Source organism: Okeania sp. SIO3I5, from assembly GCF_010672085.1.
Lineage (GTDB): Bacteria > Cyanobacteriota > Cyanobacteriia > Cyanobacteriales > Microcoleaceae > Trichodesmium.
In genome coordinates, this window is sequence record NZ_JAAHHT010000085.1 from 30,239 (window position 1) to 34,738 (window position 4,500).

At 33.2% G+C, this 4,500-nt stretch carries 2 protein-coding genes and 1 pseudogene; all 3 read left to right on the plus strand.

The window, feature by feature from the left end; translation table 11 throughout:
• Positions 1–469 precede the first annotated feature (469 nt).
• Positions 470–634 (plus strand): annotated as a pseudogene (locus F6K40_RS19475) (amino acid ABC transporter ATP-binding protein); the annotation flags it as partial.
• 298 nt (positions 635–932) lie between these two features.
• Positions 933–1,775, plus strand: a complete 843-nt coding sequence (gene yhdJ / locus F6K40_RS19480) for an adenine-specific DNA-methyltransferase (RefSeq protein ID WP_293138758.1) — start codon at positions 933–935, stop codon at positions 1,773–1,775.
• 1,166 nt (positions 1,776–2,941) lie between these two features.
• A complete protein-coding gene (locus tag F6K40_RS19485; RefSeq protein ID WP_293138759.1) occupies positions 2,942–4,144 on the plus strand; it encodes an NAD(P)/FAD-dependent oxidoreductase in 1,203 nt (400 codons plus the stop codon).
• The last annotated feature ends 356 nt before the right edge of the window (positions 4,145–4,500 follow it).

A 4,500-nucleotide genomic window follows, 5' to 3' on the forward strand; every position in this document is an offset into this window, starting at 1 on the left:
TGGATAATTTTAGAGGTTTGAAACCTTAAGTGAATTAATAACTGATAGAGGAATTTTTCCGAAACCCGAAAGAAGAGGGGACCTGCAAGTTTTTGTCGCAGGTAGTGTAAATTCAAAGTTCAAAATTTAAAATTCAAAAGGTTGGATAATTTTAGAGGTTTGAAACCTTAAGTGAATTAATAACTGATAGAGGAATTTTTCCCAAACCCGAAAGAAGAGGGTACCTGCAAGTTTTTGTCGCACCCAGGTATTGTAAATTTCTCAAATCTGGTGTTGAGAAAATATTTTTCTATACCAGGGTGTGAAGTATACAAGGAATAGCTTTGATTCATTTACCCAATTCATTTTATTAAGTTCATGTAAAGGTTGCATAGAATCAAAAATTCTGATATTTTTAAATATAGATAGGTAAGGGTGGGGGTAGTTCGTCCATACACATGATTTTTTATTCAACTAATAATCTAGTCTAGTAGCATTGGTAGTGGTAACTCACGAGGTAGGGTTTGCACGGGAGGTGGCAGATAGGATTGTGTTGATGGCGGATGGGTTGTTGGTAGAGGAGGCGACACCAGAGGAATTTTTCCGAAATCCGAAAGAGGAGCGTACCCGCAAATTTTTGTCACAGATATTGTAGGAGTAAAAATTCAAAATTTAAAATTCAAAATTTTAAATTCAAAAGGTTGCATAGAATCAAAAATTCTGATATTTTTAAATATAGATAAGAAAGGGTGGGTGGAGCTCGTCCATACACATGATTTTTTATTCAACTAATAATCAAGTCTAGTAGCATTAGTGTTGTATAGCGCTACCCATTAAGGTTAGGACATTTCTAAATCATGTTTGCGCAGCATGACCTAGGAAAACCTTTTAAGAACTTCCTGTTCCCTGTTCCCTGTTCCCTGTTCCCTAGCGCGTAGCGCTATAAAAGTGAAATGAAAGTTAGGAAATTTGCAGAACAAAAAATTATTTTGGGAGATGTAATTTCTGTTTTGAATGATTGCGTCGAAGACGGTAGTATTGACCTAATATTTGCCGACCCTCCCTATAATATTGGTAAGAAATTTAATGGCAAGCAAAAAAAATGGAATTCTGATGATGAGTATATGAAATGGTGTTATCAATGGCTGGATTTATGTCTGAGAAAAGTAAAAAATACAGGCAGTATTTACATTATGGCAGCAACACAATATATGCCATATATAGACATATATTTAAGAGATAAAGTTACTATTCTTTCCCGAATTGTTTGGTATTACGATAGTTCGGGAGTTCAGGCAAAAAAATATTTTGGTTCTTTGTATGAACCAATTTTATTTGGAGTAAAAGATAAAAATAATTATACATTTAACGCTGAAGAAATAAAGATTGAAGCTAAAACAGGTGCAGTGCGTAAATTGATTGATTATCGCAAACAAAATCCGACAGTTTATAATTCTAAAAAAGTGCCTGGAAATGTTTGGTATATTCCGAGAGTGAGGTATAAAATGGCTGAGTATAGGAATCATCCAACTCAGAAACCAGAAGCTTTATTAGAAAGAATTATTAAAGCAAGTAGTAATCCTGACGATTTGATTCTAGATTTATTTGCTGGAACATTTACTACATCTGTAGTCGCTAAAAAATTGGGAAGAAAATCTATCAGTATAGAAATAGAAGAAGAATATGTAAAATTAGGATTAGAAAGATTGAATTTTGTTTCGGAAGATAAAAGTAATCATACTATTTCAAATAATCAAGATTTTCAATTAACTTTAGACATAAATATGGAAAATTAGATGAAACATGAATTTACAAAGGTAATCAAAAATGCTTTGAAGGATATTTATGGAAATAAATCAGAATTAATATACTCAATTTTTCCTATTTTACCGAAAAATTTTGGTTTAAAGCCTCCCCTTGGATAGGGGATAATAAATAAAAATTTTCATGATTAGTCAATCCTCTTCTTTTCAACAATGAATAATTATTAATTATTCATTATTAATTATTAATTGTTGAAAATATATCAATCTAACAACTAGAGCGGCTAATCGAGGCTCGAAAGCCAGAAGTTTTTTTGGTAATTTATATGCTATTTATGTTTTAGTTGAAGATTATGTGAAAAATGGGTTTGATGAAAGTGGTAGATATATTTCTTATTAAGGTAGCAAGTATTCTGAACTTTTACGCAGACAAAGGGAGTTACCTTTTCGTCAAAAATTACAAAATAATGCTTTGAATCATAGACTAAACCAAGAATTTAAAAAATATTTCCTGACTTGTGATTATGTTCTAGTTATTAGAGAGCTTTCAAACAATAGGTATTGGTTCAATGAAAATTTGCTCCTTTGTATAATTGAAGAAGAAATTTATAATCTGGCTAAAATCATTATTCAAATAATTGATCTGTATATTTAGACAAAAACAAATGCTTTTGAAGAGTTCATTAAATATTGCCAGCAAATAAAGAGGTACTGATAACTGATAACTGATAACTGATAACTGAAATGACGGGGGTATAGATTTTGTAATGAAACCATTAGGTAGATTTTTTGAGGTTACAGAAACAACGGATTTTAAAAAGTTTTTTTTAGATATTGATAAAATAGAAAAATATCCTATATTTCATCAAATCTACTGAAAGTACGGATAAATTACTGGAAAAAATTAGAAAAAATGCACAAAGCAATACTCTGTCAATTTAATAGTCGAAAAGTATATGAATTGCATAGAAGAAATCATCAATTTGCCAACCATCATAGAAGGTTTTTACCGTGGTGTGGAAATAGGATATTTAGGTAATATATTAGAGGAGGTAATTAAGTAGAGCAAAGTAGAATTTAACTATGAAGTAGAATAATTCTCAAAATTTGATTTAATCTAAGTAGAGGAAAATTTTACAATTTATATTTCTAACAGAATCAGTTGAAAACTCAGATATCTTTAACAGTTATAGAAACTTATGAAAAATCCCAATACAAAGTATGATTTTCTAATTGTAGGTAACGGCATCTTTGGTATTACTGCTGCTGTGGAATTAGGAAAAAGAAAATATAAAGTGGCAGTTATTAACCCAGACACTATTCCTCATCATCTGGCAGCTTCTACTGATGTGACTAAAGCTGTGCGCATGGAATATGGTTCTGATAAAGAATATTTCCGCATGGCAGAAATATGTATCGATCGCTGGAAAGAATGGAATGATTTTTTCGGGGAAGAGTTGTATCACGAGGTAGGTTATTTAATGTTGTGCAAGGATAAGATTGAAAGCGATCGCCACACCTTTGAAAAATTTAGTTATCAAAATCTTATCGAAAGTGGTTATTCCTCAGACAGAATGAACGCGGAAAGTATCAAAGAGCGTTTTCCGATGGTGAATACTTCGGTTTACATAGATGCAAATTTTAATCCCAAAGGAGGTTATGTAGAATCTACCTTGGTAGTGGAAAAACTGACTGAGTATGCTCGTTCTTTAGGTGTTGATATTTATCAAGGGCAAAGTGCAGAAAGTTTTATTGTGGAAAATGGGAACCTACAAGGAGTAAAAACTAGAGAGGGAAATACTTTTCAATGCGGTCATGCGCTGGTGGCAGCAGGTGCTAATACTCCTTATCTTTTGCCGGAGCTACAACCTTATATGAAAGCAACTGGTCATCCGGTGTTTTGGTTAAAACCTCAAAACCCTAAATATTTTTCGTCTCCTTATTTGAGTGTGTTTTCTGCTGATGTTTCTAATTCGGGATGGTATGGTTTTCCTTTTTTGCCTAAATATGGTGTTGTCAAAATAGCTATACATTCTAGTGGCGTACCTATTCATCCTGAAAGTGGCGATCGCCGAATTCAGGATAATGAGGTGGAGAAGATGCGGTCTTTTTTGCGGATGACTTTCCCGGAACTGGTAGATGCACCTTTGGTGTATACCCGCAGATGTTTATATATTGATACTCTTGACGGACACTTTTGGATAGATAACCATCCAGAAATTAAAGGTCTTTCTGTTAGTAGCGGTGGCAGTGGTCATGGGTTTAAAATGGCGCCTTTATTGGGGGAAATTGCAGCGGATGTTGTGGAAGGGAAATCGCATCAGTTTTCCCAAAGGTTTAGATGGCGACATTTAACACCCGATACTGTTCAAGTTGAAGAAGCTAGAGGTGTTGAAATCTGATTGATATAAAGTCAGGTTGAACACTTATTGTATATTTGCGGGAGATGGAGAGATTGAATATGGAAGTAATTATAGAATTATGAACATATTTTATATAACCGGATTCTATATCATCGAAAAATTTCAATAACTATAACGTTGCAGTTCAGGGTGAGACCCCTCATAGCGGTCAAAAGTGAGAAAACATTACCGTAGGGGTTTGGTCTCCAAACCCTTTATGAAATCAGGTTTAACACTGATATCAAACGGGAGATTGAATATTGAACTAATTATAGAATTATGAACATATTTTATATAACCGAATTCCATATCATCCAAAAATTTCAATAACTATAACGTTGCAGTTCAGGGTGAGA